This is a genomic window from Metabacillus sp. KUDC1714, from assembly GCF_014217835.1.
GTDB classification, from domain to species: Bacteria; Bacillota; Bacilli; order Bacillales; family Bacillaceae; genus Metabacillus; species Metabacillus rhizosphaerae.
The window spans coordinates 4,521,476-4,545,684 of the sequence record NZ_CP055263.1 but is presented as its reverse complement, the minus strand read 5'-3'; the positions used below and the strand labels follow the sequence as shown (position 1 = coordinate 4,545,684).

At 34.8% G+C, this 24,209-nt stretch carries 20 protein-coding genes and 1 riboswitch; of the genes, 4 read left to right on the top strand and 16 right to left on the bottom strand.

What is annotated here, in order from left to right:
- Positions 1-135: 135 nt before the first annotated feature.
- The 7 genes from HUW50_RS20875 to HUW50_RS20845 all read right to left on the bottom strand — a co-directional run bounded on the left by HUW50_RS20875 (position 136) and on the right by HUW50_RS20845 (position 8,299).
- Positions 136-804 (bottom strand): YesL family protein, encoded by a 669-nt coding sequence (locus HUW50_RS20875; protein WP_185653199.1) that lies wholly within the window; start codon positions 802-804, stop codon positions 136-138.
- Between the two features lie 119 nt (positions 805-923).
- Entirely contained in the window at positions 924-1,817 is an 894-nt protein-coding gene (locus HUW50_RS20870) for a carbohydrate ABC transporter permease (RefSeq protein ID WP_083964827.1), read from the bottom strand.
- Positions 1,818-1,820: 3 nt separating this feature from the next.
- Complete coding sequence (locus tag HUW50_RS20865) at positions 1,821-2,720, bottom strand: carbohydrate ABC transporter permease (protein ID WP_157094536.1); 900 nt, start codon at positions 2,718-2,720, stop codon at positions 1,821-1,823.
- An 88-nt stretch (positions 2,721-2,808) separates the two neighbouring features.
- Positions 2,809-4,119 carry an ABC transporter substrate-binding protein gene (locus HUW50_RS20860; protein ID WP_066340461.1) on the bottom strand — a complete coding sequence of 437 codons (1,311 nt, stop codon included), beginning with the start codon at positions 4,117-4,119 and terminating at the stop codon, positions 2,809-2,811.
- A 259-nt stretch (positions 4,120-4,378) separates the two neighbouring features.
- Complete coding sequence (locus HUW50_RS27410; RefSeq protein WP_066340457.1) at positions 4,379-5,923, bottom strand: response regulator transcription factor; 1,545 nt, start codon at positions 5,921-5,923, stop codon at positions 4,379-4,381.
- The gene (locus tag HUW50_RS20850) at positions 5,916-7,682 is read right to left on the bottom strand and encodes a cache domain-containing sensor histidine kinase (RefSeq protein ID WP_185653198.1); all 1,767 of its coding nucleotides are present in this window, start codon (positions 7,680-7,682) and stop codon (positions 5,916-5,918) included. Before HUW50_RS20850 ends, HUW50_RS27410 begins: the two co-directional genes overlap by 8 nt.
- Before the next feature lie 245 nt (positions 7,683-7,927).
- The gene (locus tag HUW50_RS20845; RefSeq protein WP_066340443.1) at positions 7,928-8,299 is read right to left on the bottom strand and encodes a sensory rhodopsin transducer; all 372 of its coding nucleotides are present in this window, start codon (positions 8,297-8,299) and stop codon (positions 7,928-7,930) included.
- Between the two features lie 309 nt (positions 8,300-8,608).
- Here HUW50_RS20845 and HUW50_RS20840 point away from each other — a divergent pair, with 309 nt between their 5' ends.
- Positions 8,609-9,115 (top strand): acyl-CoA thioesterase, encoded by a 507-nt coding sequence (locus HUW50_RS20840; RefSeq protein WP_066340440.1) that lies wholly within the window; start codon positions 8,609-8,611, stop codon positions 9,113-9,115.
- A 43-nt stretch (positions 9,116-9,158) separates the two neighbouring features.
- Here the strand turns inward: HUW50_RS20840 and HUW50_RS20835 are convergent, their stop codons facing one another.
- From HUW50_RS20835 to metE, 4 genes are all read right to left on the bottom strand, one after another.
- Positions 9,159-9,629, bottom strand: coding sequence for an SRPBCC domain-containing protein (locus HUW50_RS20835; protein WP_185653197.1), 471 nt, complete (start codon positions 9,627-9,629; stop codon positions 9,159-9,161).
- 349 nt (positions 9,630-9,978) lie between these two features.
- Complete coding sequence (katA, locus tag HUW50_RS20830; protein ID WP_066340434.1) at positions 9,979-11,433, bottom strand: catalase KatA; 1,455 nt, start codon at positions 11,431-11,433, stop codon at positions 9,979-9,981.
- A 693-nt stretch (positions 11,434-12,126) separates the two neighbouring features.
- Positions 12,127-13,545, bottom strand: a complete 1,419-nt coding sequence (locus tag HUW50_RS20825; RefSeq protein ID WP_185653196.1) for an NAD-dependent succinate-semialdehyde dehydrogenase — start codon at positions 13,543-13,545, stop codon at positions 12,127-12,129.
- A 346-nt stretch (positions 13,546-13,891) separates the two neighbouring features.
- A complete protein-coding gene (gene metE, locus HUW50_RS20820; protein ID WP_185653195.1) occupies positions 13,892-16,180 on the bottom strand; it encodes a 5-methyltetrahydropteroyltriglutamate--homocysteine S-methyltransferase in 2,289 nt (762 codons plus the stop codon).
- A gap of 152 nt (positions 16,181-16,332) precedes the next feature.
- A riboswitch (cobalamin riboswitch) is annotated at positions 16,333-16,528 on the bottom strand.
- Between the two features lie 358 nt (positions 16,529-16,886).
- Between metE and HUW50_RS20815 the strand changes: the two genes are divergently transcribed.
- Positions 16,887-17,294 carry a hypothetical protein gene (locus tag HUW50_RS20815; RefSeq protein ID WP_185653194.1) on the top strand — a complete coding sequence of 136 codons (408 nt, stop codon included), beginning with the start codon at positions 16,887-16,889 and terminating at the stop codon, positions 17,292-17,294.
- 74 nt (positions 17,295-17,368) lie between these two features.
- On the opposite strand, the gene HUW50_RS20810 is transcribed toward HUW50_RS20815, so the two are convergent.
- Positions 17,369-17,869 (bottom strand): phosphatase PAP2 family protein, encoded by a 501-nt coding sequence (locus HUW50_RS20810; protein ID WP_185653193.1) that lies wholly within the window; start codon positions 17,867-17,869, stop codon positions 17,369-17,371.
- Positions 17,870-18,008: 139 nt separating this feature from the next.
- Between HUW50_RS20810 and HUW50_RS27185 the strand changes: the two genes are divergently transcribed.
- Complete coding sequence (locus tag HUW50_RS27185; RefSeq protein WP_260445562.1) at positions 18,009-18,134, top strand: hypothetical protein; 126 nt, start codon at positions 18,009-18,011, stop codon at positions 18,132-18,134.
- Positions 18,135-18,196: 62 nt separating this feature from the next.
- Here the strand turns inward: HUW50_RS27185 and HUW50_RS20805 are convergent, their stop codons facing one another.
- On the bottom strand, positions 18,197-19,492 hold the full coding sequence (locus HUW50_RS20805; RefSeq protein WP_185653192.1) for a DEAD/DEAH box helicase: 1,296 nt from the start codon (positions 19,490-19,492) through the stop codon (positions 18,197-18,199).
- Between the two features lie 639 nt (positions 19,493-20,131).
- Between HUW50_RS20805 and HUW50_RS20800 the strand changes: the two genes are divergently transcribed.
- Entirely contained in the window at positions 20,132-20,971 is an 840-nt protein-coding gene (locus HUW50_RS20800; protein ID WP_066337364.1) for an STAS domain-containing protein, read from the top strand.
- Positions 20,972-21,049: 78 nt separating this feature from the next.
- Here the strand turns inward: HUW50_RS20800 and HUW50_RS20795 are convergent, their stop codons facing one another.
- The 3 genes from HUW50_RS20795 to HUW50_RS20785 form a co-directional block, all read right to left on the bottom strand.
- Complete coding sequence (locus HUW50_RS20795) at positions 21,050-22,609, bottom strand: fatty acid--CoA ligase (protein WP_066337373.1); 1,560 nt, start codon at positions 22,607-22,609, stop codon at positions 21,050-21,052.
- Positions 22,610-22,832: 223 nt separating this feature from the next.
- Positions 22,833-23,045 (bottom strand): hypothetical protein, encoded by a 213-nt coding sequence (locus tag HUW50_RS20790; protein WP_066337375.1) that lies wholly within the window; start codon positions 23,043-23,045, stop codon positions 22,833-22,835.
- Positions 23,046-23,446: 401 nt separating this feature from the next.
- Positions 23,447-23,980 (bottom strand): nitroreductase family protein, encoded by a 534-nt coding sequence (locus HUW50_RS20785; RefSeq protein ID WP_066337376.1) that lies wholly within the window; start codon positions 23,978-23,980, stop codon positions 23,447-23,449.
- Positions 23,981-24,209: the final 229 nt, after the last annotated feature.

Genomic DNA, 24,209 nt, shown 5'->3' with positions numbered 1-24,209 from the left:
ATTATACTATCAGCAAAAATATCTATTAACCTAGTATTATTGTAATCATTTATTTCCTATAGGTCTACACCCTTGGATTGTTAAGCATGGGCTCCTTTCTAGAAAGATAAGTCCAAAAAAGCACTAAGCGAAAGATCAAAATCCTCTTTCGCTAATTACGTTCGATTTACTATTTTTCAATATTGTTTGGTGCTTTCGATTCATTTTATTGAAGGCGTTGTTTGCAGGCTTCGTGATTGCTAATGCTAAAACATTACCACTACAGATTATAAGTAGAGGGGGAGCGTATGAAAGTAATAATAATAATCCAACACTACCTACTAGAATCAAAAGAGTAGCAAATGGATTGTAAATCATAACAAAAAATGAATTTTTTATTATATCAAAGGTCTTCATCTCATAATGAACAAACATAGGAAAAATATAAAATAGCATACAAACAAATATAATTGAAATAATGTAAAATGGAACTAATAAAAGATTCTGGATTGACTGTGCAGCTAGTTGTAGGAAAAGAAAATCAATCAGTAATACAACACCCATTAACATAATAATTGACCCGAGAATATTGCCTTTTATAAACTCCTTTTTATATGAACTCCAGAATGTTTTAAAAACGGGAATTTCCATTTCACCTAATGCCCATTTACGAACGACAGCAAACATTGCTGCCGTTGCAGGAAAGAAGCCAAAAATAATGAATCCAAGCAGTGAAAAGAATATCCATAAAAGATTCAAAAGAGCTAACCTTGAAATCCATTCCAGAATACTGTTTAACCCACCCATAAATCCTGTTGTTTCCATTCTAATCCTCCTCATTCTTCTTATTCATGGTTCACCACATGGCATGACTTAAGCTGTATCATGAATAATCGGGTGAAGAATGTGTGATCAATCCCTTTTATTCTCACCCTTTTTTACCCTTAACCTTTTAAACCGCTTGTGCTAATCCCTTCAACAACATGTCGTTGGAATAAGAAGAAGACAACAAATACAGGAATTAACGTAACGATCGACATCGCAAACATTGCACCCCAGTTAGAAACGGTTTCATTACTTAAAAACATATTTAATGCCATTGATACAGTGTATTTATCAGGACTGTTTAAATAAAGCACAGGTCCGAGCAAATTATCCCATGTCCAGTAGAAAGAAAAGATAGCAGCAGTTGCTAATGCTGGTCTAATTAATGGTAGGATAATTTTATAAAAAATCTTAAATGTGTTACATCCATCAATTGTTGCCGCCTCATCTAGTTCTCTAGGAATTGTACGGATAAATTGTACCAATAAGAAAATAAAGAACGGATGTCCAAAGTACGCTGGAATAACAATTGGTTTAATTGAATCGAGCCAACCTAGTTTTGAGAAAATAATATACTGAGGAATCATTACAACCTCATAAGGAAGCATCAATGTAACCATCATGATAGCAAACCAAAAGCCTTTTCCAAAGAAATTCATTCTTGCAAAGCCGAAAGCAATAAATGCGGAGGAAATGACTTGGCCAATCATTGTGAAAATAACAAGAACGACTGTATTTTTAATGAAGACACCGAATGAGTTGCCCCCAATCCCTTCCCATCCTTTGGAAAAGTTATCTAAAATCCATGGATCAGGAATAAGGGACTTAGCTGTAACAAAGATCATTTCACTAGGTTTGAATGAACTCATTAAGAGCCATATAACAGGATAAAGCATTAATAATGCAAAGCCCCCAACGAGTAAATGATAAACCCACCACTTTGCAGATTTTATTCGCGGAACACTAATTCTTTGAGGATTGGTTATTGTTTTAAGATTTGCATTTGTCTTCATCTGTTATTTCCCCCCTTCAGATTCATAGTGAACCCAGTACTTGGATGTAAAAAAGATAATTGCGGTTAAGATCCCGACGATAATCAACATAATCCATGCCATTGCAGAGGCATATCCCATATTAAAGAATTCAAAACCTTGAATAAAGAGATAAAGCGAATAAAGAAGTGTACCATCTAAAGGACCACCAGTACCTTTTGAAATGATAAACGCAGGAACAAAGGTCATAAATGCAGCAATTGTTTGCATAATTGTATTAAATAAGATAACTGGACTTAACATCGGTAATGTAATCTTTGTGAATTTTTGCCAATAGTTAGCTCCATCAACACTTGCTGCTTCATAGTAGCTCATAGGAATACTTTTTAAGCCTGCTAAGAAAATTAACATTGAAGATCCAAATTGCCAAACAGATAAAAAGATAAGCATCCACAGTGCAGCTGTCGGGTCACCAAACCAGCGTACGTCCGGAATTCCTAATAAACCTAAAAGAATGTTAACAATTCCTTCGTCACCGAAGATATTACGCCACATGATCGCAACTGCCACACTACCTCCTATTAATGAGGGTAAATAAAATAATGATCTGTATAGGCCTACTGCTCTAGACGTAGTATTTAAAATCATTGCAACTAAAAGAGCAAATCCGAGTCTTAAAGGGACTCCTGCAAGTACATAAATAAGTGTAACTTTAAGTGATTGCCAGTATCTTGGATCAGCAGTAAACATTTTTTTATAATTTTCCAGCCCTATCCATGATGGAGTTGAAAACATATTATAACTAGTAAACGATAAATACAGTGAGGTTATAATTGGGATAAACGTAAATGCTAGGAATCCAATAACAAAGGGACCTATAAACAAGTATCCTCCCAAATTTTGCTTTATAGCACGGGCACTCATACTATCATTTCCTTTCTTAAGAAAATCACTTGTCATTTAAAGTACGATAGCTGATCGAATGATGATCAGCTATCGTATGAATCTACAATTATTTATTTTGAGACAAAATGCTTTCTGCCTGTTGTCTAAACTGTTTTGCAGCATCTTTAACCTCAAGCTGACCATAATTCATTTGCTCTGACAAACTATCAAGAAGTTCGATTACTTCTCCAGCACCAATTGGGTCTGGACCATCGAATTCTGAACTATTTTGTTCAGCCCATTCTACACTATCAAATACTTGAACTTGTTCAGGAGATAGTTCAGGTTTAAGCGCCTCTTTGACTGCAGATGAACCAGGAATACCACGCTCACCCAAAATCAGTTTATTAGCCTCAATATCATTTACAAAGAAATCAATGAATTTCGCAGCTTCTTCTTGGTGCTTAGAATTATTTGCAACCGACCAGAACATACTAGGTTTTAAGTATAAGCCTTCTTTTGTTCCTGGCCCTGGCATAGGATGAATGCCTAATGGTCTATTTGCAACTTGTTGTAAACCTACAAATTGGTTGGACCATTGCCAAATTCCAAGTGCATCTTTCGTAACAACTGGATCATCTTCAATCCCTTTTAATTGAGCTAAATAATCTGGAGTTGGTACAACACCATCTTTTACCATATTTGAAGTCATTTCAAAGAAATCTACAAATAACTGATCATCATCATAACCTAAAGTAGTACCGTCTTTACTATAAAGTGATTTTCCTAATGTTCTTAAATAATAGTTAAAAAATACATCTGCTTTCATTCCTGTATCAACAAATACGCCTGTATCTTTTGCTTTTTTAGCCAATTCCTTATAATCATCCCATGTCCAATTCTCATCTAGGGAATCTACCCCTACTTTTTTCAACAACTCAGGATCATAATGGAAGCCAACAACATTTACCCCAGCGTTAAATCCATATAATTTATCACCGAGTTTCCCACCATCAATGATATTATCACTGAAATTTGTTACATCAATTTGTTTATCTAAAAATGGTGTTAAGTCTGCTAACTGTCCATTTTCAGCATATTGGGAGAAGTAAGAAAGATCCATTTGAATAATATCTGGTAATTGTTGAGCTGATGCTTGTGGAGCTAGCTTTTTCCAATAATCATCCCAGCTTGCATATTCAGCTTGGATTTTCACATTCGGATTTTGCTCCTCATACATTTTTATTACCTCAAGTGTATAGTCATGTCTTGGTTGAGAACCCCACCAAGCAATGCGGAGTGTAACTTTTTCGTCTTCACCATCACCTTTACCACTATCAGAACCAGAACTAGATCCACCAGATGAACTACTTCCACTACATGCCGCTAAAGAAAATACCATTACAACTGATAGCAACAAAAACAGAAACTTCTTCATTTCTATATCCCCCTTTTCATTATCCTGTTAACGCTTACAAGGTATATTTTATAGGCTTTTTCACACGATTTGAATTTAAAAATCAGTTATCTATGTTTAAAAAACAGAGTATTCTTACCATTGAAACATTGTTCTTTAATCCTATTCATAGACTTTGGAGCAGGATTTTAGAGTGTTTAGCCACTTTACTAGAATTATATAGTTTCCAAAACAAAAAAACTCATTATCTAAATAAGCGAAATTAGATAATGAGTTTAAATTATTGTAAATATGCTTTTCGATATTCTGATGGAGAAAATCCAGTATATTTCTTAAACACCTGACTAAAATATTGTGGATTATCACCAAATCCAATCATTTCAGCTAGTGTGAACACCTTCACATCATCCATCAGCTCTATCTGTTCAATTGCTTTATTAATTCGAACCTGTGTAACATAGCTTGAAAATTTCTCTCCGGTTTCCTGTTTAAACAACTTACCTAAATAATCAGCATTCATGTATACTTTGTTTGCTACCCATTTAAGTGAAAGCTCAGTATCCCCAAGATGCTTATGAACAAGGTCCATCATGCTATGAATGACTGCTGAGTGGTTGGATTTGTGCCTTTCATAATGAACCTGAGTAATCTCATGTGCAATCATAACAAAAAATTCTTTCATTTGCTGAATTGTATCCATATCCATTAATGAAGACATTTTTTCCATATAATTTTGAATTCCTTTTGAATCTGAGCTTTGTATCACTAGTAAAAATAGCTGCATGACATAGGAACGGGTTAAACTTGTAGAAAGCATTCTTTCGGTTAAATCATGAAAAAAACCAGAAATTTCACACTCTACCTTTTCCCAATTCCCTGACTTTATTAACAGACAAAGACTTTGTCCATCGTAATCAAAATTATAAAGTTGTTTTTCATGGCGAATATCACTTTTAGTTATAATACTTCCTTCACCTAAATAAAAGCGATGATTCAAGCATTCAAGTGCTTCTAAATAGAGTCTTCTTGCCTGTGAGATAGAATCAACCTCACTAATTGCAACAGTCATATCCATTTCATAGATTTCATAGAAATGAGTTCTTAGTTGTTCGATCTTTTCCTGCAGGCTTGAAAAGTTGTCATCATTTACAAGAAACAAAACATATTCTCCTATATTTGTTGATAAAATCGATGGGGCAAAAAGATCTTCTCCTAGGTTTTCAATAACAAACATATGTTCATAATGATAGTCTCCCTCTAGTCGAAACACAATCAACCTAATTTCCTCTTCTTGAAAATTAATATGAAAAAGCTTTTCATAAAATTGAATACCCCTGTTACCATCAGTTTTACTTGTTATAAATTCTTTTAGCAATTGTTTTTTAACATAAGGCTGTATTTGTTCAAGACGGCTTTTCATATCCAATAAAAACCGTTCTCTATTTTCTTCACTCGTTAATTCATTGATTACATTTTTCATTGCATCAATAATGATATTCTCATTACACGGCTTTAACAGATAATGTTTCACACCATATTCCATTGCTTGTTTAGCATAGTCGAATTCACTAAAGCCCGATAGGATGATAAATTTAATAAAAGGGTGTTCTTTTGATACTCTCTTAACTAATTCAAGTCCGTTTAATCCAGGCATCTTAATATCACAAATGACAATGTCTGGGAGCTCTTTTATAATGATGTCATAGGCTTCAAGACCATTTCTTGCTGTTCCGATTAATTCAGTCCCTATTTCCTCCCAGTCTATGATGCTTGAAATCCCTTCTAATATAATTCTCTCATCATCAACTAATAATACTTTATGCATAGTCCCACCTCGTTTGATATGGTATGACAATGAGTACCTTTGTTCCTTTATTGATCTTACTGTCAATCTGTAAACCATATTGATTACCAAAGACGAACTTAATTCTAGAGTCGATATTACGTAATCCTATTCCATTACCTCTCGTTTTGATTTCACCTTTTCTCACGCTTTCAAGCTGCTGCTCGTCCATACCAATGCCATTATCTTCAACAAAGATGTGAAGCAAATCACCGTTTTTATATGCTGAAACACTAATCATACACGGCTCAATCATCATTTCTAATGCATAATGAATCGCATTTTCAACCAATGGTTGAACAATAAGCTTAGGTAGCACACATTCCTTAACATCTTCATGAATCGATAAATGAAAATCCAAACGTTCTTCAAAACGGAATCGTTGAATGGTTACATAATGTTCGACCATTTCGATCTCTTCTTGCACTGTGATGACATCATCTTTTAAACTAATAGCATTCCGTAATAAATAGCCAAGAGATTCTACCATTTTAGATATTTGCTGTTGTTTATTAATCTTTGCTAACCAATTGATTGATTCGAGAGTATTATATAAAAAATGTGGATTTATTTGAGACTGTAAAGCTTTAAATTCAGTATCTTTAACTAAAAGCTGCTTTTCATAATTTTCTTTAATAAGCTCATTAATTCGCTCGATCATGACGAAAAAATTCCGATGGAGAATTCCAACCTCATCATGAACCTGTGAGGGCTTAAAGGTATCAGCAACTTTAAAATCTCCATTTTGGACATATTTCATGGCGGATACTAAATTTTCGATCGGATTTGTGATTCGTTTCGAAAACTGAATAACTAAATAAATCGCACTTAAAAAGAGTGAAAGGAATAAAAAAATCACCACAAATTTTATAGCCGTTACCTTGGCAAACATCGTTCCGAATGGTATCACATTCCAATATGTCCAATTTGCATACGGGGATTTTGAATGTGTCACGAAGAAACTTCTGCCATACACTTTTTGGAATTGATAGCCTTGATTAGTATTCACTGTAAAATTAAGTTTATCTAGATGGGTAAAAGGCTTTTCCGTAAAAAAGATGTCTTCACCTTTTGAGATGATAATAATACCTTCTTGCCCTTCCCACTCTCTAGGGAGTTCTTTAACAATTTCATCTAATTTAATTTCAATTACTAAGGTTCCTAATTCCTCAAGACTTAAATTCCGAGATGATTTTAACTGTCTTGTTGAAAAAATTGAATTCTTCGAATCTTTAAGCGAAACCCACACATTACTCCCATCGCCAGCTTTAGCTTTGGTGATCATTTCTTCTTTATGCTTATATAATAGAGACGATGGTGTGCCACCTGCACGATATTCTGTTCCATTTACATCAAATAGGTGAATGGATTGAATATACTTCTCTGCTCCAACATAACTTGTTAACTTTTCCCAAATCTCTCTTTCAATTTGATATTGCTCGTATTTAGATACTTCGTCTTTCGTTTTGATTAATGCATTTTGAATAACATTGTCAGTTAGAATCTTATATGTTACTTCCTCAATATTTTTTAATTCGTCTTCAATCCGATTAGAGGACATGATTAAGACTTGTGATGATTTGCGGTAAATTTGTTCATCATAACTAGAAAAAGCATATTTAAATCCGACTACGATAAATGCTAAACAAACAACCATGATAATCGAAATAAAAACGATTAACTTATACTTAATTTTTAAGTTTCTATACCTGGTTGAAAGATATGAGATTAGATGCTTCATAGCCCTTTTGAACCCCTTTAATTTACCTAATACCCAAAAACGAGAAATCATAGTAAAGATAAAAATATGAATATAGTGAAAAGGAGTAGTAACAGGTATTGTAAAATCCTTCACCACTCCCAAACTATCTACTAAACATTGCTTATATATTATGTCTTGTATTATGAATCAATTTGTAGTGATTCGCAAACGTTTTCATTTTAACTAACCAATTTATTCTTTCCATTATTAAATACTTTTAGTAATTATTTTAGTGGATATCCCATTGTCGACATAAGCGCTAGTCCTGGTTGAGTAGAGTCTAATCGGCTATATTGAACAATAATTGGAAGATCACTTTCAACTTCAATTGAATATGGAACACCAAATGGTATCGTTTCTCCATCAAGCTCTAAAGTTGAGGTGCGAAGATGATTACTTCTTTTACCTTGTACGATTACTGGTATTCTTTCAATTGGGTTACGATCCTCAAAGTATATTGAAATAAATATATTCGCCTCGTTTTCATTGCAATTTAGTATACAAATAGATTCATGACTTGTAAGTTCCCCAGAACTTAGTGGTGGAATATATCCATCTGGAATGATCCAATGTGTTTCACCCTTTTTTTTATTCAAACAAATCTCCTCCTAGATAAATTACTTACTGATTCTTTAAAACATTCGTTCAAATTAGTTTTAATTTGTGCGATTATGTTCATTATAATATGGTTAGCGATATTTAACATCACTTTTTGTAAAAATGCTTTTTTCTTATTGAAAAGGTAAAATACGCTTAAAGGAATAAAGAATGAGTATATTTTCCAGTTTTCGTAAACAATATCATAAAATGTTGTTATGATTTAATACAAATAAATTGACGCTGTTGATTGAAAAAAGAATAATGTAAACAAGGATATCATTTCAGAAAGTCAGGAGAGAATGTTAATGGTAGGAAGAGCCGAAAAAAAATGCAGTGAATCACTTGTCATTAAAACGAGCAGAGTTTTCCCATTGGATACAAATAACCACAATACATTATTTGGTGGAAAATTAATGAGTTATATTGATGATGTAGCATCGATCTCTGCAGCGAAGCATTCTCGATGTGAGGTTGTAACAGCGTCAACAGATTCTGTTGATTTTTTAGTCCCTATACGTCAGAGCGATTCCGTTAGTTTAAAATCATATGTTTCATCTGTAGGACGCTCCTCTATGGAGGTATTTGTGAAAGTGATAGCTGAGGATTTAAGAACAGGTGAACGGAAGCTTGCTGCGACTTCCTTTTTAACATTTGTAGCTTTAGATGATCAAGGGAAACCTGTCCAAGTTCCAAAAGTGATTCCTGAATCTGATGAAGAAGTTATGCTTAATAATACTGCAGGCCAACGGATAAATGTACGAAAAGAACGTCGAGAGCATAGTGAAGCATTTGCAAATGTTGTAACACTTTGAATTGACTCTAACAAAAACGAGGCTATCATAATGCCTCGTTTTCTCATGTAATACTATTATTTATTTGTTCTGCCATGCTCTTAACTTTAGGAAGTACTTTTTCCCAAATCTCAGTGCTTAAATCACGGTATTTCTCTCCATCATTCATTACAGAAAAATCCCCCTGTAAGATATGGAGTGTCGTCTTTCCATCTTGCTCAGACAGTTTGAAGGTAATACCGTCTTCCTCAGTAACAGCAGGTCTTTCTGAACTACGAACATCAAATACAGTAAAGCGCAAAATTTTATGTGGTTTAAGAGCCGTGACATTGCCTTCAACAATGACTGTTCCGTCTTGACCTTTCCAAAGAACTGGACTACCAAGGTTCCAGTCTGATTCTATGGAAAATTGCGGGCCTCCACTTGAGAACTCAGTTGCCCACTTATCTGAATAAATACGGTTTGTAAGCGCCTCCCAAACTTTTGCACTTGATGCATTGATTACTATTGATTCATCAACAAAGAGCTTTTCCATCTGAACCTCCAAATAAACATATTTTCTCATTCCATTATACTTTTTGAAAACTATCCAATCAAACCTATAAGGAACAAAAGCGCAAGCGCCTTGATCAGCCCCGACAAGCATAAGATGATTTAGAATAGAAGGCGTTTTTTGCCTTCAATTCTAAATTAGCTTATGACCTCGAGTGGCTAGGCGCTGGAGCTGGATGTCGTGCGCTTATCCACAGTTCAAGAATTTTATAATTTCCTTAACGAAAATAAAGCACCCGAGAAACGGGTGCTCTAAATGAGAATAATTAAGAATCTATTGAGAATGTGTTTATTTTTTAAAAACGAAATTTATGAATCTATCAGCTAAGCGATTATTTCACTGATTCTGGAACTGCTAACCCTAAACCTTCAGCGATACGAGTTCCATATTCAGGATCTGCTTTATAGAAGTGCTGAATTTGACGTAACTTAATATCGTCTCTTTCAACGGGTTTCATAGCTCCAACAATGTTAGAAACTAGATGTGCACGTTGTTCTTCATTCATTAAGCGATAAAGGTCACCTGCTTGTGTATAGTGATCATTATGATCATATCCAACACTATCTGCTACACCTGAAACAGGGAATGCTGCTTGCTTATGCTCAGGTGTTTCAGATGGACCACCAAAGCTGTTTGGCTCATAGTATACAGACTTACCACCATTATCATCAAAGCGCATTTGCCCATCACGCTGATAGTTTTTCACTTCATTTCTTGCACGGTTAATCGGTAGTGCTTGATGGTTAGCGCCAACACGGTAACGGTGTGCATCATGGTATGCGAACAAACGACCTTGTAGCATTTTATCAGGTGATACATCTACTCCAGGAACAAGTGTACCAGGTGAGAATGTTGCTTGTTCTACCTCAGCAAAGTAGTTTTCAGGATTTCTGTCTAATACCATACGACCAACCTCGATTAGTGGATAGTCTTTTTGTGACCAAACCTTTGTTACATCAAATGGATCAAAACGGTAAGTATCTGCGTCTTCTAAAGGCATGATTTGTACATATAATTTCCAAGCTGGAAAATCACCTTTTTCAATCGCATTGAATAAATCTTCTGTATGATAATCAGGATTTTCACCTGCTATTTTAGCCGCAACTTCAGGGCTGATGTTTTTAACACCTTGCTCTGTTTTAAAATGATATTTGATCCAAACTCCATCACCTTCTGCATTTGTCCATTTGAATGTATGGCTACCAAAACCATGCATGTGGCGTAATGTTGCTGGTATGCCACGATCAGACATAAGGATTGTTACTTGGTGTAGAGCTTCTGGTGACAATGACCAGAAATCCCATATTGCATTAGGATTTTTCAAGTGTGTTTGTGGATCTCTTTTTTGTGTATGGATGAAATCAGGGAATTTGATTGCATCACGGATAAAGAATACCGGTGTATTATTCCCAACGATATCGTAGTTACCTTCTTCTGTATAAAATTTAACTGCAAATCCGCGTGGATCACGAACTGTATCAGCTGATCCAAGTTCACCAGCAACCGTAGAAAAACGAATAAATAAAGGTGTACGTTTCCCTACTTCAGATAAAAAGTTAGCTTTCGTATATTTTGACACATCATTTGTTACTTCAAAGTAACCGTGAGCACCTGCACCTTTTGCATGTACAACACGCTCTGGAACTCGTTCTCTATTAAAATGTGCAAGCTTTTCTAAAAGGTGTACATCTTGTAATAATGTTGGTCCGCGATCTCCTGCTGTGATTGAATTCTGGTTGTCCCCTACTGGAGCACCCCAGCTTGTAGTAAGTCTGTTATTAGTCATTTAAGAATCACCTCATCAATTATTTGAACATGATATTATAATAACATCTCTCAGTTAAAAATCAATACTTTTTTATAATAATTATAATTTAATATTTAAAATTATTATTTAATAACTCTAAAAATAGTTAGTTTGTGTGTGTGAGTGTCATAGTATTGGGTTCTCTTTATCACTGTTAATATCACGACACTTTTATTACTATGTTATTGATTATGAATCTATTACTATTAAAATTGTTTTTTGTTAGTAAGAACAATCAATGTGGACGAGTTTTAACCACGACACTTTTTTTGAACCAACCAACTATTCGAGCTCTTTTCTAACTTGGTTTGAACCACTTTTTCATTTTATTGAATCCCTCATCTCATTTATTTAACCACTACTCTGACTTTTTGAATCAATTTCCTCGTTTATTGAATCACCCCACTATTTCGTAGCTCTTTCTAACTTGGTTTGAACCAATTTTTCACTATTATCACACTACTCACAAATCCTGAATTATTTACATGAATAACGAACAATAGCGCAAGCGCCTTGAACAGCCTCGGGCAAATAAGACGCTCATGAATAGAAGGACCCTAGAGGGTCTAGGCGCTGGAGCCGGATGCCTATGGCTTAGCCACAGTACTAGAATTTTATAATTTCCAGACATTAAAAAAAGCTTAGCTAATTTTAGCTAAGCTCTCATAGATACTATAATCCAAGTGAAATATATTTTATTTCTAAGTATTCTTCAATGCCATGATGGCCACCCTCACGACCTATTCCACTTTGCTTGAAGCCCCCAAATGGAGCTTGAGGTGTTGAAGGAAGTCCATCGTTTAAGCCGATTATTCCATATTCAAGGGCTTCTGTTACTTTTATTCCCCTAGAGATATTTTCTGTAAACACATATGCTGCCAAACCAAAGATAGAGTTGTTCGCTCGTTTGATCACTTCTTCTTCTGTTTTGAATGTGGTAATAGGAGCAACTGGTCCAAATGTTTCATCTTTCATACACAACATATGATCATTTATATTGGAAAGAATTGTAGGTTCTATAAATAAACCTGCTTTTCTTGTACCACCAAGTTCGACTTTGGCCCCATTTGATACTGCATCCTCGATGTGTAGAATTACTTTTTCAACCGCCGCTTGATCAATAAGTGGTCCAATATCGATCCCTTCATCAAGTCCATTTCCTATTGCTAATTCTTTTACTTTTGGAATTAGTTTTTCAATAAAAGCTTGGTAAATTGATTCGTGTACATAAATGCGATTTGCGCAAATACAAGTTTGTCCTGCATTTCGATATTTTGCTGCGATCACGCCATCAACTGCTTTATCTATATTTGCATCCTCTAATATTATTACAGGTGCATGCCCACCTAATTCTAATGATAGCTTTTTAACAGTTTGTGCTGATTGCAGCATCAAGAGCTTTCCAACTTCTGTTGATCCGGTAAACGTTAATTTTCGTACTCTGTCATCCTGGAGCCAGACCTCACCAATTTCCTTAGCACTCCCTGTGACAACATTAATTACACCCTTAGGAATTCCTGCCTCTTCTGCTAACTTTGCTAATTTTAATGCTGTAATCGGCGTTTGTTCAGCAGGTTTAATCACAACTGTACATCCAGCTGCTAGTGCAGGGGCTACCTTCCTTGTAATCATTGCAGCAGGAAAATTCCATGGGGTGATAACTGCGACTACTCCAACTGGTTGCTTTTGCACAAAAAGACGTTTATTTCGTTGAGTAGCAGGGATTGTTTCGCCATATATCCGCTTTGCTTCTTCTGCATACCATGATAAAAATCCATTTGCATAGTTAACTTCACCAATCGCTTCTTTTAATGGCTTTCCTTGCTCCATCGTCATTGTTTTCGCTAAATCTATTAATTGTTCTTTGATTAAATCATGCCATTGGTGAATTAAGTCTGCACGTTCATAGGCAGAATAATCTGACCAACTAATATAGGCATTACTTGCCGCATCAACAGCCTGCGCAGCTTCCACTCTTCCTCCATTTGGAACAGTCGCAAAACAAGCGTTTGTAGCCGGATTCATAACCTCGATCGTTGGTAAATGTTCCCCTAGCCACTCTCCGTTAATATACATTTGATAATGTTCCATTATGTACCTCCTTTAGCTTTTGTCCTTATAAGTAATGCTTATTAATCTTTTCTGAATTTTATCTGGATGATCATAGAAAAATAACTTCATAGTTCATAGAAATCTATGTAAGCCATTATTTTCATGGATTACATAGATTTCTCAGTGAAACTGTTACTGTAAGCTTAAATCATAATAAAGCATTAATACAAGACAAAACTAATAAGCACAGATATTTAATACATTTGTTACATAATACTGAGTATTGTTTTTCTAGACAAAAAAGCACTACATACCAAAACAGTAGTAGTGCCTTTCGTCTTTCTTCTATCTAATAGAACCTTTTATCACATTCTAAAAAATTTATTTAAACAGTCTCAACAGTATAAAGTTTTTCTCGATAATTGAGAGCCGCTTCAACCATTACCTTTAATGCTGCAATCGTTTCAGCTTCCCCTCTTGTTTTCAAGCCACAGTCCGGGTTGACCCAAAAAGCATGGTAATCCAACACTTCAAGTGCACGTTTAATATTTTGTGATAATTCGTCAATTGTTGGAACACGTGGACTATGAATATCATAAACACCTAAACCAATTCCTTTATTGTAATGATGCTGTTCAAAGGAAGCGATTAATTCACCGTGACTTCTAGATGTCTCAATTGAGATTACATCTGCATCAAGTTCATCGATTGCATGAATAATATCATCAAAATTCGAGTAACACATATGTGTATGAATTTGTGTATTATCTTCCACAGATGATGTAGCTAATTTGAATGCATAAACTGCTGCGTTTAAGTAGTTTTCTGTTTTTTCTTCTTTTAATGGTAACCCTTCACGTAAAGCAGCTTCATCTACTTGAATCATCTTAATTCCACTTGCCTCAAGTGCTTTAACTTCCGCGCGAATCGCTAAGGCTACATGATTTAACACGTCAGTACGGCTAATATCATCACGGACAAATGACCAATTTATGATCGTTACCGGTCCAGTTAGCATTCCTTTCACTGGTTTTTTTGTTAGAGATTGGGCATATACGGTTTCCTTAACGGTCATGTTTTCTATTGCATAAACATCACCAAAAATAACAGGAGGCTTCACACAACGGGAGCCATACGATTGAACCCAACCAAATTTCGTTATCGCGACACCTTCTAGTTTTTCTCCAAAAAACTCAACCATATCTGTACGCTCAAACTCACCATGAACAAGAACATCTAATCCAAGCTCTTCTTGAATATCAATCCATTTCTTTATTTCACTTTGAATATATTTCTCATATTTCGCAGCAGATAGCTCACCTTTTCTCCATTTCAATCGTTGTTTACGTACTTCCTTTGTTTGTGGGAAGCTACCAATTGTTGTAGTAGGAAGGATTGGTAATTGAAATTGTTCTGCTTGTAATTCCTTACGAATTTTTGAATCAATCCGTGATGAAGAGTCATTTTTCCTATTTTTCATCGCGTCATGAACTATTTGAACATTACGATGTGCAGAATTTTTCAACGAATGAACTGCTTGATCATAGATTTCTAGTTCAGCAACACCTAATTCATCGTTAGCAAACTTTGTTAGGTAGACAATTTCTTCAAGCTTTTCATCAGCAAATGCTAATGCATCTTTTATTTGCGTGTCTAATTGTTGCTCACTTTTTACCGTTACTGGAACATGAAGCAAACTACACGATGGCTGAACAATAAGTTGATTTTCATCAACGAAGCTAGTTAATTCTTTCAATAGAGAAGCTTTTTCAGTTAAGCTTGATTTCCAAATATTACGGCCGTCAACGACACCTGCAAAAAGCACCTTGTCATTTGGAAAACCATATTTTTTTATATTTTCAAAATTCACACCTTCATCGTGGACAAAATCAAGACCAATACCTTGTACTGGTAGTTGAGTTATCTCTTCATAAAATTCAATGCTTTCAAAATAGGTTTGAAGGATGAACTTTACATCTGGAACTCCACCTTGGAAAGCAGTATATACTTCTTTAAGCTCATTAATTATCTCTTTCTCTACATTCTTAACCAAGATTGGTTCATCAATCTGAATCCATTCTGCTCCAGCTTCTTTTAGTTGTTTAAATACTTCTATATATAAGGTTATTAGTGAATTTAATAACTCAGCTCTTTCTTGCTCATCAAATCCTTTAGATAAAGAAAGTAATGTGATTGGACCAAGGATAACCGGTTTACCATGTATTCCTAACTTATTCTTAGCTTCCAAATACAAGTTAAGTAAACGATTTTCTAATAAAGTAGGCTTTGCGTCCTTTAACTCTGGCACGATATAATGGTAATTTGTATTAAACCACTTCGTCATTTCTGACGCAATTTTCCCGCTGCTTCCTCTAGCAATCTCGAAATAGGTTTTAAGGGAAATCTTTGTTTCACCGGTTTTAAAGCGCTCAGGTATAAGTCCAAACATTGCAGCCGTATCTAACACTTGATCATAATAACTAAAATCACCAATAGGAATAAGATCAATTCCTTTTTCTTTCTGTTTTCTAAGATGTGATAAGCGAATTTGTTCCATTTCGCTATAAAACTGTTCCTCAGATATTTCGTTTGACCAAAATAATTCTAAAATCTTTTTCCACTCACGATTCTCACCAATTCTTGGATAACCGATATTTGAACTTTTTATACTCATTTTATTAACTCCTTCTATGTAGTTTATTTTTCAAATAAAAAAGCCTCTCTAATGGATTAATAGAGAGACGATTGATAGACATAGTTAACTAGAGTTGAAATGAATAAAAGGGTTCAACATATGACCACCACTCCTCCCTATTTCGCGTAGGTAATAAGTGCACACAATAGGCAGGTCTCCTGACTTAGGTTCCTCACTTCATATCCCTTCCCATTTCATGCTTGAAACAGTGGATTGCGATATGAAGCTCCCCATAACAGTGGCGCGACCGTGTCGGATTTACACCGAACTTCCCTTTTAAGTTAAAAGTCTTTATTATCTTTTAACACCCATTGACTGAACATTATTAAATTTTAAAATATATTTAAAACATGTGACTTAGATTATATCATTTTTCGTTATTTAGCAAGTTTTTTTTCTAAATATCGTTTCTTATTATGCTAGGTCGTATATAATTATACTCTTGTTCACATAACATTATTATGTAATTAAATCGATTTCCATCACGATTCATACTAACCAGAATCTCTCTACAAATTTCATTTAAAAATCGAATAACATGTAACATCTTGTTGGTTTCTGCGCTTTCCCGAGAAATAACTAGGAAGATATGGCCCATACATATAGGCATGAGCCGTGACAGTCCGCTAAAACCCACATAAACTTATAAGGATTTCAACCATATAAAAAAAGGAGCGTTTCCTTCATGAACCCATACGGATACGGATATTATCATGAGTTTATCCCACAGCAACCTAATTTTTATAGTCCAAATGACTATCCTCCATTCGTTCAACATCAGGAACAATTTGAGGATACTAGACAACCAGCTCTTGAAAGAAGAGTAGCTGCACTAGAACGACAAAATGAACGACAAACACGAGAATTGGCAAGACTTAATAATGAATTAAAAAGACAAAACGATGAGCAAAAACGAATAAATCAAGAGTTCAATCGATTAAATCGTGAATTCAACCGAGTGAACCAGCAAGTAACACAAGTTAATGATAGAGTTGAACAACATACTCGCCGATTAAACCGTTTAAACCAACGACTACGTGCAGTAGAAAATAAATTTGATTTTCCTTTTACTCCAGGTGAAGGCGGTTTTTAATTAATTCGTTCTATATGAATAAAAACAAGGATGATAAAAGAATTATATCCTCCTATCATCCTTGTTTTTGATATTTATTTTCTTATCAGCGAAGACATATTAATAATATTACTTACTATACAACCTATAAAAGCACTTCTAATAATATCAAACGGATAATGAGCCCCCGTCCATATTCGTGAAACACCAATTAGTACTGATAACCCCAACATAATGCAGCCTACAATTTTGTTGGAAAGATAGATCATCGTTGAAACAGAAAAGGCCAGCAAAGTGTGTTTACTTGTAAAAGTTGAATCAAGTTTTGAAGGAATTAAAAGATTGGCTTTACGGGTTATAAACGGTCTTGGTCTAAATTTATATTGCTTTATTAGAACATTAATACATAAGTTAATCATGAGCGAAATCAATGAGCGATAAAATACTTTCCTTTTTTGACCTTTTCGTTGCCACAGTAAAAATAAAACAAATGCGAAAATATAGCGCATCTTATTTGAGGCAAAGATCATGATATTATCTAAGAAAGTATTTTTTCCTGCTAAGTCATTTATCCATTTAAATAGCCTCTGATCCATAAAATAGCTCCTAAATTTTTTGTCGACATTATTATTCTCTAATCATCATGGAGTATGTAAAAAATGAAAATTAGATAGAAAATAAAAATATTTCTATTGCACATAATAGTTATGATCACCAAGGAGAGGAGGTACAAAAATGACAAACCGCAATGATAACCGCGAACGAAAAAACAAATACCCCAATAACAAAAAGCAGGATACAGAATTCTCGAAGGATATAAATATTAGAAGCGAAAAAACGAAGCAGGATTTACAAAAGTAAAAAAGAGAGAGGATTTCAACTAAAGACGGTTGAAGTCCTCTCTCTTCTCATTTCCCAAGATATTATCGGGTCCTTTTAGACCTCGAAGAAGTACTTGTTTTACTCTTTCTCCTACTGTCATTTGTTCTATTTCTAGATGGAGCTTCAGATGCTCTGCCTGCTTTGTCTTTTCCAATTGTACGGCGTACCTTTTTTATTTGTGAGTTTCGTTCCTGCTCATAATCATCACGATCAGGAATACTTATCCCTTTTATCACTTGCTTTTCTAGTGTTTGACCAATCCCTTTTTCTATCATACGTAAGAAATCAATGTCCTTGGGAGCAACTAATGTAAAGGCAACACCATCTCCACCTGCTCGTCCTGTACGGCCAATCCGATGAACATAGCTTTCAACATCATGTGGAATATCATAGTTAAATACATGTGTTACACCTTCTACATCTAATCCCCTTGCAGCGACATCTGTAGCAACCAAAAATTGAATTTTCGCTTCACGAAATCGCTTCATCGCTTTTTCACGCTTTGCTTGTGTTAAATCACCGTGGAGTTCGTCAGATTCATAGCCATTGGCGATAAGAGCTTCTTGAAGCTTTTTCGCTCGAATTTTTGTTCGACAAAAGATAATTCCTAAAAAAGGACGATGCTCTTCTAATAAATGTAACAATGTCCCCTGCTTTCGACGATCCGTTGTCTCAATAACAATTTGTCTGATCTCATCAACTGTTATTCTTTTCGCTTTTACTTGAATGCTTTCTGGTTCCTGCATGTATTTTTTAGCGAGAGACCGAATTTCATTTGGCATTGTAGCTGAAAAAAGCATCGTTTGACGTGTTGAAAGTGTCTCATAGATAATGTCATCTACCTCTGGAAGAAAGCCCATATGTAACATTTGATCAGCTTCATCTAATACAAGCATCTCAACAGTTGATAGATCAATTGTTTTACGTCGAATATGATCCAACAATCGACCTGGGGTTGCCACAACAATATGCTGTGCACCTTTTAACTTTTTCAACTGGTGCTCAACATCCTGCCCCCCGTAAACAGCAAGTACATTGATATCTTCTAGGTTCTCAATCATTTTTTTTATTTCTTTTGATATTTGCTGTGCTAGTTCACGTGTTGGTGTTAATATCAAAGACTGTATATCAGACTTACTACTATCAATCTTTTCTAAAATTGGAAGAACAAAAGCTAATGTTTTACCAGTTCCAGTTTGCGCTTGGGCAATAACATCCTTTCCCGCTAATATAGAGGGAATTGTTTTTTCTTGGATAGGTGTAGGTGTAACAAGTCCTAATGATTTTAATGTATGGTTAATTTCTTTTCGAATTCCTAGTTGTAAAAAGTCAGGCAAGGTAATCACGTCTCTTTTCTTAAATTAATGCTTTTATTGTTATTTTATCTTGGATATACTCGTTGACATCAATCTTCAATTCATAAGTAGCTAAACGGGCGCTTGCACATTTGATCGAATAAAGGCTTATTTACTATAGCATATTGAATAGTATTTTACAGTGAGAATTTAATTATAACTTTTTTTATTTCCTAACTATACCTACATCCTCTAATACATTTTAAACAAACGATTAATTAAATAACTAAAATCAGTTTAATAAAGCGTCGCAAACATTGATATAGACGAATAAAAAAATAAGTAAATAGGTTTGTTCGTTTCAAAATTGCTAGCTAGGTTTGTTTAACTTTGGCTCTTTTCTAAAAGATTGTTATTTTTGAACAAAACTGATTAGGGTGATTGGAACGGATATGCGAGACTCCTGTGGGAGTAGCGGGACAGATGAGACCCCACAGGCGCTTCGCGCTGAGGAGGCTCATCGCCCGCCCCACGGAAAGCGAGCATCCTCTCGCTGCAATCAACCAACCCAATACTATTTTAAAAGCAACAAAGTTTGCGAAAACAGCCTTAACTTTTAAACGATTTAAAAGTCAAATATGGTATTATTAAATTGTTGACTAAAATTTGGGAGCGATGGCAATGAAAGAAGAATTAAATTACATTGGACAAAAAATTATTAACAACAGGAAAATTTTAGCTAACAGTGTCACTGATTTACAGAAAAATTTATATGATTTAAGCCAAAACAATCTCAATTGGTACGAGGATACTGATAATAATCGCGCATCACATCTTATTGAACTTTTAGGAAAATCATTAATAGATAAACAACAATTATCTAAAGAAATAGTTGATTGGGCAAAAACAGAGGCTAGTTATCTCGTAGATACTATTTCGTTAACGCAAGCTCTAAGGTCTTTGGCTTTTTATCGAACCGTTATATGGGATGTTTTCACAGAGGAGTTAGAACAACAACAATTTGCCGCACTTACAATGTTAGATGTTAGTAAAATTATTGACCCATTATTAGATGAAATAAGTGCCGTATTTGGGGAAGTTTTTCAAGACCACAGCAATAAATTAATGAAAATAGCTTATACTGCATTAGAAGAGCTTTCGGTACCTGTTGTTCCTATTAACAAAAATGTCGCTGTTGTTCCACTTATTGGTGAAATTGATACACATAGATCTCAACTAATATTAGAAGTGACAATGGAAGAATCTTCTAAACTCAAACTCGAATATCTAATTTTAGATGTCACAGGAGTGCCAGTAATCGATACAATGGTTGCTGACAATTTATTTAAAGTGATTTACGCTTTGAAACTTTTAGGAGTGGAAACAATTATTACAGGTATAAGACCTGAAATTGCGCAAACCATAGTTTCAATTGGGGTTAATTTTAAAGGAGTTACAACCTTTGCAGATTTACCTACCGCTTTATCAAGTATTGATCTTAAAGTAGTACATCAGAACTAGGTGATTTTAACAATAACTTTACATAATTTTATAAGAAGCTGAGATCTAGTACAGATACTCAGCTTTTAGTTACTAACCTCATTTAACCTCCTGATTTTTTAAATCCTCACGTAATAAAAACTTTTGAATCTTCCCACTTGCATTTCTAGGTAATTGATCAACGAAAACATATCTTCTTGGACGCTTATAAGGTGCTAGCTTTTCAGAATGCTTACAGAAGTTTTCTAAATCTTCGGCAGTCACATTTTGATCTTTTTTCACGACAACTGCGATTACCTTCTCTCCCCATAATTCATCAGGTTCTCCAAGAACAGCTACATCTAGTATTCCTTCATGCTCATAAAGAGCATCTTCTACCTCGCGTGGGTAGACATTTTCTCCACCACTTATGACCATATCATCCACTCGATCTGCAACAAATAAGAAACCATCCTTATCTAAATATCCGAGATCACCAGAGTGATACCAACCTTTATAAAGTGCTTCTTCACTGGCCTCTTTTCTATTAAAATACCCAATCATCATAGCTGGACCTTTCACGATTATTTCTCCTACCTCACCAGGTGGTAATATATCTTCAGGCTCAGATGGTCCGTTTTCATTTGGTTTAACAACTCTTACTTCGTGATTAAAGCAAGCTCTTCCAGCTGAACCTGCTTTTGAAAGCTGTTCATCTTTCCCTAGAAATGTGATAGCTGGACCCATTTCCGTCATTCCATATGCTTGCACAAGTTCGATCCCCAGTTTCTCCTTACATGCATTGACTAATACAGGCGCCATTGGTGCTGCACCATAGAGACCAAGCTCAAGTGATGTTAAATCATATAGTTCTAAATTTTCTTGTAATAGCATATTCCACATCGTTGGGGCAGCAAAAAAACTTGTTATCCCTTCATCTTTTATTGTATGTAACACTTCCTTTGCATCAAAGTGATGGATAATCACATTTTTTGCTCCGACATGCACTCGAGGCAGAAAACAGCAATGAAGTTCTGCACAATGGAACATTGGGGCTGTTACAAGTCCAATATCACTCGTAGACATTGTTAAAGAGCTAATACAAATTAAGCTATGCTCAATCATATCACGATGACGGTGCATTACCCCTTTTGGTCGACCTGTAGTTCCACTTGTATACATTATTGCGTAAGTATCTGATTCAAATACTTCTGTCATTGGTTGTGTTGTTGAAGCTGATTTAACGTTCTCGTGATAAGAAGAAGCAAAGGCTGGGGGTGATTCATCAATAGACCAAAAGGAAACAGATGGGAACTGGTCATGTATCTTTGTAATTTGGGGTTCCAAAGCATGTTCGAACAAGACAATTTTCGGCTCAGCATCATGCAAAATATATGATACTTCATCTGCTTTCAAACGAAAATTTATTGGATTTATAATTGCCCCGATCTTTGCTGCAGCAAAATAAACTGTTCCTAATTCATATGAATTGAATAGAAATGTAGATACTCGATCCCCTTTGCGAACACCTGTAGCAAGTAATGTATTTGCAAGCTTGTTTACTTCGTTGTTCCACTCCTGATATGTCCAGCGAATTCCTCTTGGTCGATCTACCAACGCTTCCTTTTTTCCAAATTTAGCAACGGTTTGTTCAAATAACTTACCAATCGTTAAATACATTTTCATTTCTCCCCCTCACATATAGAAAGCGATTACATTTTTAGTTTTAAAGATCAAAGCAGATTATATGATATTTCTACTAATTTCATAAAATTCCTTTTTCAATTTCAAAATAAAGAATAGTAAAAAAATTTCACCTTATTTAATCTCTAAAAGAATAAAAAAACACCATGTAGATTGTAAACAACTATCTACATGGTGTTCTTGATACAATATATCTTTATTAGCTTCCCATTTTCCTACGTGTAGTACTAGTTTTTTTTGATTGCTGACTTTTCATCTTTTGATTTTGTCCCAATCCTTTATTTGCCTGTTTTCCATTTGCCTGAGCTTGTTTTTTATTTGCAAGCTGTTGTTTCATTAAATCCTGTAAGCTAACCTTCTTTTTTTCTGTTGGTTGTGTATTTTGGTCATTATTATTTTCATGATTTGACATTAATATATCTCCTTTATCGTTAGAAATCATTTATAAGCTTTAACGGATGCTTTCCAATCAATTATAATACAATATTAATAAATAAACACCTAGAGAACAAAGATATTACTAATTTACTTATCGGTTTCTAAGAAAGCTCGTTGTAATCCGTTTCCAATTAATGGTTTATTGAAGTAATAGCCTTGACCAAAATCACAACCATTTTAGTTTAAGACTTGATGCTTTATTTTCTATCTCAAATCCTTCAGCAACAATTGTTAAGTCTAAGTGCTGAGCTAAATTAGCAAACAATTCAGTCTACAAGCGAAACATTTTTTATCTAAATATAAAAACTTAAAGAAATTGTTTTTAAACAGCATCTTCACGTTTTTCTACTCGAATTATGTACATCTTAATATTAGTTAATGATCTTGATCAAATAATCCATGATGAATTATTTCTTTTTTATTTGGTAGATCTTTCTTTTTTGGCTTTTCTTTCCCATATCCTAATCCCAAAATAGCAAGCACTCTTCGGTCATTCGGTATATTTAATGCATCTCTTACATACATTTCCCTTTGTTCGGAATCATCCTCATCTGTCGCATTAAAGACTGCTCCAAAAGCACACCCTAATCCAGCGTCCACTGCAGCTAACCAAATATACCCACTTGCAATTGACGAGTCCTGAATCCAATACTTACTAATTGTTGGACGACCTGTAATAACGATCGCATAGTTTGCTTCTTTTAACCATGGTACATATGGGGTTGTTTTTGACAGATGATCAAGCATTCCTCGATCATTTACAACGATAAACTCTCTCGAAGGCAGATTATTCCCTGTAGGTGCAAGCCATGCTGATTCTAAAATCCCTTCGATTTTTTCAGAAGGTACCGGTTGGTCTAAAAAACTAGTAATTTCCCGTCTGCTACTCACCACATGGTTAAATTCCATTCTATTTCCCCCATTCACAAAAATAAAAGAATATTTCAAATACATCTTTTATTTTAACAAACATTCAATAAATAACCAATTTCCATTACTTATCCTTCTGTTTTACACACGAAAAACAATACAGGATCTTATTATCCGTTATCATTCCATCTAAAAACCCATCCAAACAATAAATAATCTTCTCACAAATAGAACATTTCCCTACTTCTTCTCTCATTATGAGCTCCCT

Bases quoted from the DNA above. Each gene is read 5' to 3' on its own strand.
- HUW50_RS20875 (WP_185653199.1), bottom strand. From the start codon at position 804: ATGGAAACAACAGGATTTATGGGTGGGTTAAACAGTATTCTGGAATGG.
- HUW50_RS20870 (WP_083964827.1), bottom strand. From the start codon at position 1,817: ATGAAGACAAATGCAAATCTTAAAACAATAACCAATCCTCAAAGAATT.
- HUW50_RS20865 (WP_157094536.1), bottom strand. From the start codon at position 2,720: ATGAGTGCCCGTGCTATAAAGCAAAATTTGGGAGGATACTTGTTTATA.
- HUW50_RS20860 (WP_066340461.1), bottom strand. From the start codon at position 4,119: ATGAAGAAGTTTCTGTTTTTGTTGCTATCAGTTGTAATGGTATTTTCT.
- HUW50_RS27410 (WP_066340457.1), bottom strand. From the start codon at position 5,923: ATGCATAAAGTATTATTAGTTGATGATGAGAGAATTATATTAGAAGGG.
- HUW50_RS20850 (WP_185653198.1), bottom strand. From the start codon at position 7,682: ATGAAGCATCTAATCTCATATCTTTCAACCAGGTATAGAAACTTAAAA.
- HUW50_RS20840 (WP_066340440.1), top strand. From the start codon at position 8,609: ATGGTAGGAAGAGCCGAAAAAAAATGCAGTGAATCACTTGTCATTAAA.
- HUW50_RS20835 (WP_185653197.1), bottom strand. From the start codon at position 9,629: ATGGAAAAGCTCTTTGTTGATGAATCAATAGTAATCAATGCATCAAGT.
- katA (WP_066340434.1), bottom strand. From the start codon at position 11,433: ATGACTAATAACAGACTTACTACAAGCTGGGGTGCTCCAGTAGGGGAC.
- HUW50_RS20825 (WP_185653196.1), bottom strand. From the start codon at position 13,545: ATGGAACATTATCAAATGTATATTAACGGAGAGTGGCTAGGGGAACAT.
- metE (WP_185653195.1), bottom strand. From the start codon at position 16,180: ATGAGTATAAAAAGTTCAAATATCGGTTATCCAAGAATTGGTGAGAAT.
- HUW50_RS20815 (WP_185653194.1), top strand. From the start codon at position 16,887: ATGAACCCATACGGATACGGATATTATCATGAGTTTATCCCACAGCAA.
- HUW50_RS20810 (WP_185653193.1), bottom strand. From the start codon at position 17,869: ATGGATCAGAGGCTATTTAAATGGATAAATGACTTAGCAGGAAAAAAT.
- HUW50_RS27185 (WP_260445562.1), top strand. From the start codon at position 18,009: ATGACAAACCGCAATGATAACCGCGAACGAAAAAACAAATACCCCAAT.
- HUW50_RS20800 (WP_066337364.1), top strand. From the start codon at position 20,132: ATGAAAGAAGAATTAAATTACATTGGACAAAAAATTATTAACAACAGG.
- HUW50_RS20795 (WP_066337373.1), bottom strand. From the start codon at position 22,609: ATGTATTTAACGATTGGTAAGTTATTTGAACAAACCGTTGCTAAATTT.
- HUW50_RS20790 (WP_066337375.1), bottom strand. From the start codon at position 23,045: ATGTCAAATCATGAAAATAATAATGACCAAAATACACAACCAACAGAA.
- HUW50_RS20785 (WP_066337376.1), bottom strand. From the start codon at position 23,980: ATGGAATTTAACCATGTGGTGAGTAGCAGACGGGAAATTACTAGTTTT.